Here is a 4593-nt window from a genome sequence, read left to right on the forward strand (position 1 = left end):
ACCCTCGACTACGCCTCACGGCGCCAACTGGCCCGCGCCCAGGCCCTGTTGTCCCTCGGGCGGTACGACCACGCCATCCAGGCGGCGCACATCGCCTGGCAGGACGCGGCGACCAGGCCGGCCGGGGCCGACATGCTGGACGCGATGATCGACGTGCACTGCGCGGCCGCGATGGCCGACATGGCGCCGGAGCACTTCGCCGACGCCGAGCGGTGGCTCAACTGCGCGTACAGCCACGACCCGACGAACGTGCGCGTGCGCGGACTGCTCGCCGAGCGGACCTACCGGCACGCCGTGGAACTGGACCGGCGCGGGCAGCGGGATGAGGCGATTGAGGCCCTCGGGAAGTGTCTGACGTGGGATCCTGAACACGCCGACGCCGAGGCGCTGTTGAGGCGTTTGAACCGTGACGGCAGGAACCGGCGCGGCAGGGGTGACGTCCTCGGGTAGAGGACCCGCGACCCGCCCCACGAGCCGCGCCGCAAGCCAGGGAGGGAACCCGTTTGACGCCCGCACAACTGCTCGACAAGGCCTCGGTGGTCAAGGAGTTGCGGCGGCTCGCGGCCCTGCCCGAGCTGTCGCCGCGCGCCGCCGAACTGAAGGCACTGGAGCAGGACCTCTCCGCCACGACCCGGCTCGACTCCTGGGCCGAGGTCGACCTCGTGCAGGCCTATGTACGCCCGGAGAGCGTGCGCGCGTCGGCCGCCGTGCAGAAGACGGGGCGGCACGACCGGCTCCTGGAGGCGGCCCTCGGGGTGCTCGTCTTCATCCCCCTCCTGATCACCTGGTACGGGCTGCGGGAGGCCGTGCGCGCGTACGGGGAGCTGGCCGAGGAGGACCGCAAGCAGGCCACGCGCCCCTTCCTCCAGCTGTGGCAGTCCGGCTTCGGCGGCCATCTGTCGTCGTTCGGCCGCTTCGAGAACGTGGCCCTGATGGCCGTCCTCCTGATCGCCCTGCTCGTGGCGCTCTCGGTGTGGCACGCGCGCGTGCGGGTGCGCGGCGAGCACGACGAGGAGGCTCAGGAGGCGGCCCGCGAGCGGGTGCTCGCGGAGCTGGCGTCGGTGCTCACGCGCACCCAGATGCTGCTCGCGCCGTTCCGCAGCGCGTCGCCGCTGCAGTTCACGGCGGAGCTGACGAAGGCCGCGCAGAAGATGCAGCTCCTGACGAACAAGGCGGAGCAGAGCCACAAGGCGCTGTCGGGCGCGACGGCCTCGGTGAACCAGGCCACCGACGCGCTCAAGCAGGCGGCGCTCGCCCTCAGCAAGGAGGTGCCGAAGCTCGGCGACGCGGCGACCCGCATCGACACGACCCTGCGCGACGGCACCGCGCAGACCGCCAAGGCCGGGCAGGCCAACGCGGCCGCGGCCCGGGGCATCGCCGACCACGTCAAGTCGGCGGGCGCCACGGTCGAGGCGTCCCTCAAGGCGCTGGTCGCGGCCCAGCAGTCGCTGGTCGCGAAGTCCGAGTCGGTGGCCAAGGCGACCGAACAGGCCTCGCAGGCCCTGGTGTCGAGCACGGGCCGCACGGGCGACGCGGTCGACGGCATGCGCGAGGCCACCGAGCGCTGGGACGCGGCGGCGGCCCACTGGCAGGACGCGGCGGCCCGCCTCGACGCCCGCATGGACTCGCTCGCGGGCGCGCTGCCGTCACTGTCGCTCGGGTCATCGCAGGGCGGGACGTACGGGTCGTCGCAGAGCGGTTCGTACGGGGCGTCCCAGGGCGGGTCATACGGGTCGCAGAGCGGGGCGTACGGGACGCAGGGCGGTTCATACGGGACGCAGGCCGGTACGTACGGATCGCAGAGCGGGGCGTACGGCTCCACCACCAACGGGTCCACGTACGGCGCGTACGGAAGCGGCGGTGCCACGAACGGCCGCCCGGACAGCGGGAGTTCCACCGCCACCACGCCGAGTGCCTTCCCCGCGCCCGGCCGTCCCACCGACCCACCGCTCGACCCGCCGCTCGACCCGACGCCCGATGCCGCGCCCGACCGGCCACTCGACCCGACGCCCGACGCTCCCCTGGACGCGCCGACGACGCGTCTGCCCCCGCCCGCGCCCCGGGACGGAGGCGCCGCGTGACGCGTTGGCGGCCCGGCCGGCGTGCCGGACGGCTCGGGGTGGTCGTCCTCGCGGGGTGGCTCTTCGCCGATCTGCTGCTCGTGCTCGCGCTGGTGTCCATGGCGGACCGGCCCGACCCGATGCTCGACGACCCTCCCGGCCCCACTCCCTCGAAGGGGAGTTCACCCACGCACAAGCCGACGGGACCGCGCTCCGTGGACCGCCACCCCCAGGAGTTCCGGGTCTCGGGCGACGACAAGGGCAAGCTCGTGAAACAGATCTCCAAGGGGACGGGCAAGTGGTCGGGCCGCGAGGCCGCGCTCGTGCTCACCTTCGGCGGCGGCCCGAACGGCACGGTCTACGCCCACCGCGTCAACGGCCTGCTCGGCAAGGGCCGTCCGGACATGTTCACCAAGAAGACGGCGACGGACGACTTCCACAACCTCGGCAAGAGCCCGGAGACCGCAGTCGTCCGCGTGTACTTCTACACGGCCCCGGACGACTGAGCCATGGCGGACCTGCGCCCCGGCGAGCACCCGAAGACGAGCGGCCGCCGGCACCCGCTGCCCGCGCTGCCGCGCTCCCCCGCCATGCGCGGCTACGTGGAGCTGCGCGAGGCACTGCGCGCGGCGAAGTTCCGGCACGCGGCGGACGCCCTGCGCGCACCGGCCCCGGCCGCCGCGACGAACACGGTCTTCGGGACGCTCCCCAAGGCCACCACCGACGACGGCTTCCGGGTCCTCGACGGGCTCTGGTTCCCGGGCCGCGGCGGCATCTGGCAGCGCGTCGACCTGCCGTTCGTGCGGCAGGCGCGCGGCCGGTGGCTGTCCTCATCGGATCCGCGCGCCGACACGGCGGCCGCCCTGGTCGACATCCTGGAGACCGTCCTGCGGGACGACGCGATGGGCCTGCGCCGGCTGGTCCTGTGGGAGGTGTGCTGCCTGCTGAGGGACGGCGGCGACCGCCCCGCCGAGAGCGATGCCGTCGCGCTCGGCGTGCACCGCGCCGAGGCGGCACCGCTCGCCTCCGCCGTGGCCGCCGGGTTCCCCGCCGCGGGGCCCGCCCGGCATGCCGCCGAGACCCTCAACGACGTGTGGCCCGGGGTGCGGCTGCGCGCGGCGGAACAGGTCGTGGCACGGCTCCCGCACGGCTCCGGCTACCCCGACGGGCCCGACGACCACCGGCTGGCCCGGCTCGTCGACGGCGTCCGCGCGCGGGCCGCCGAGGTCGCGCGGCTCACGGACGAGGGCACCGCGGCGGAGGCGACGGGCGCGCTGCGCACCGCGTCCGCCGCCTGGCTCGGCGCGCTCCGCCTGGCCAGGGACGACGCGGACGCCCAGACGGGCCTGCTGCGGGTGGCCGCGCTCCTCGCCGACGATCCCTTCGCGCCCGCCGACGCGCGGGTGACGGCCGCGCCCGACGAGCACACGGTGCGGCTGTCGTGGTGCGCGCCCCCGCGCGGCGGCGCCGACGTGTCGTACCGCGTGCTGCGCTTCCCCGACGGCGCCCCGCGGCTCGCGGTCGAGACGGTGGCGGGCGAGCGGGGGCTCGGCGCCGTGGACCCGGACGCGCCCGTGGGCCGTGCCCTGCGGTACGCGGTCGTCCCGCTGCGCGGGGACCGTGTCGCCGGGGTGCCGCGCGTCACCGCGCCGGTGCTGCTCACCCCGGTCGTGACCCGGCTGCGCGCCACCGTGGTGCCCGGCGGGCTGCGGCTGGACTGGCGGCCCGACCCGGCGGCGGCCGAGGTGCGGGTGACGCGCTCGTGGTCCGAGGTGGACACCGCCGGGTGGGGCGAGGCGTCGCTGGTGCGGGTGCCGTGCGCACACGACGGCGTGCTCGACGTGCCGCTCGCCCCGGGAACGTACACGTACGAAGTGCGGTGCGGCTACCGGGATCCGGACGGTGACCTGGTGTGGTCGCGCGGGGTCACCGTCGCCGCGCACGCCGAGCGGTGGCCCTCGCCCGTCGAGGAGCTCTCCGTGCGCCGCCACGAGGACGGCGAGCGGGTGACCATCGCGTGGCGGCCGCCCGCCCTCGGCGACGGGGTGCTGCTGCCCTGGACGGCGGGGCCGGTCGCGCCGGGCACGGACGTCTCCGGCCTGGTGGGCCGCGCCGACCGGATCCCGGCGACCGTCGTCGGCGCCGAGTCGCGCGCCGAACTGACGCCGCCGCCCGAGCGGCGGATGCGGGTGACGGCGGTGAGCGTGCTGGGCGAGCGGGCGGTGTCCGGGCCGAGCGTCGTCATCGAACACCCGTCGCCCATAAGGGATCTGACGGTGCGCCGGGTCGCGGCGGACCGTGCCGAGCTGTTCTTCGCCTGGCCGGAGCCCGCGGTCCTGGTGCGGGTCACGTGGAGCGACGGGCACCGCGGGGGCGAGCAGCGCGTGGCGCGCAGCGCGCACCGGGCGGGGCAGGCGCTGCGGTTGCCCGTGTCCGCGGAGGAGTGCGTGATCACCGCGGTGCCCGAGCCCCGCCCCGACGCGGTCGCGATCCCCACGGAACCGGCCCGCGCACTCCTCCCCGCCGCGCCTGG

The 4593-nt window shown here is 75.8% G+C and carries 4 protein-coding genes; all 4 read left to right on the forward strand.

The window, feature by feature from the left end:
- A partial coding sequence (locus AOK22_RS24540; protein WP_055700879.1) for a tetratricopeptide repeat protein occupies positions 1–450 on the forward strand: 450 nt, incomplete at its 5' end.
- Positions 451–503: 53 nt separating this feature from the next.
- On the forward strand, positions 504–2081 hold the full coding sequence (locus tag AOK22_RS24545) for a hypothetical protein (protein ID WP_055700880.1): 1578 nt from the start codon (positions 504–506) through the stop codon (positions 2079–2081).
- Positions 2078–2566, forward strand: coding sequence for a hypothetical protein (locus tag AOK22_RS24550; RefSeq protein ID WP_055700881.1), 489 nt, complete (start codon positions 2078–2080; stop codon positions 2564–2566). The genes AOK22_RS24545 and AOK22_RS24550 overlap by 4 nt, the downstream gene beginning before the upstream one ends.
- 3 nt (positions 2567–2569) lie before the next feature.
- On the forward strand, positions 2570–4593 hold a 2024-nt coding region (locus tag AOK22_RS24555; RefSeq protein WP_055700882.1), incomplete at its 3' end, for a hypothetical protein.

The sequence above is a fragment of the Streptomyces silaceus genome (genome assembly GCF_001419745.1).
GTDB classification, from domain to species: domain Bacteria; phylum Actinomycetota; class Actinomycetes; order Streptomycetales; family Streptomycetaceae; genus Streptomyces; species Streptomyces silaceus.